General features: G+C 44.0%; 2 tRNA genes. Both read left to right on the top strand.

Annotated features, from left to right (window positions below):
- The first annotated feature begins 60 nt into the window (after positions 1 to 60).
- Positions 61 to 137, top strand: a tRNA-Ile gene (locus NW199_RS08715).
- 12 nt (positions 138 to 149) lie between these two features.
- A tRNA-Ala gene (locus NW199_RS08710) sits at positions 150 to 225 on the top strand.
- The last annotated feature ends 264 nt before the right edge of the window (positions 226 to 489 follow it).

Here is a 489-nt window from a genome sequence, read left to right as displayed (position 1 = left end):
GTCGTCCGCATGAAGCGTGATGCTCACACTTATCGGTTTGTTGTGAGAGTTTGGTGTGCTGGGTCAGTAGCTCAGTCGGTTAGAGCACCGTCTTGATAAGGCGGGGGTCGAAGGTTCGAATCCTTCCTGACCCACCAGGCAAAACAGACGGGGCCGTAGCTCAGTTGGTAGAGCGTCTGCTTTGCAAGCAGAATGTCATCGGTTCGATTCCGTTCGGCTCCACCAAGATCTGTCATTTAAAGGAGTTCGTAAAAAACGAGCTTTTTTAAATGACAAATCGAAATGATTGTGATATACTCACAAACTCGTCTCGAAAGAGTCAATGTTCTTTAACAATTTGGTGAAACAAAGCGTTTCAATCAAGAAGAAGTTTCGGATTTCATGAGAGTCCGGAATGGATTGATTGGAAACGGGTTGTGATTGCATTCAAACTCAAAGAAAAGAGTTCTTGAGAACCTTAAGAATTGAGAAACAGCGTACAACGTTATA

The sequence above is a fragment of the Parasutterella secunda genome, assembly GCF_024733725.1.
Classification (GTDB): Bacteria; Pseudomonadota; Gammaproteobacteria; order Burkholderiales; family Burkholderiaceae_F; genus Aphodousia; species Aphodousia faecalis.
Note: the sequence above shows the minus strand (reverse complement) of the source record. Positions and strands in the feature narration are given on the sequence as shown.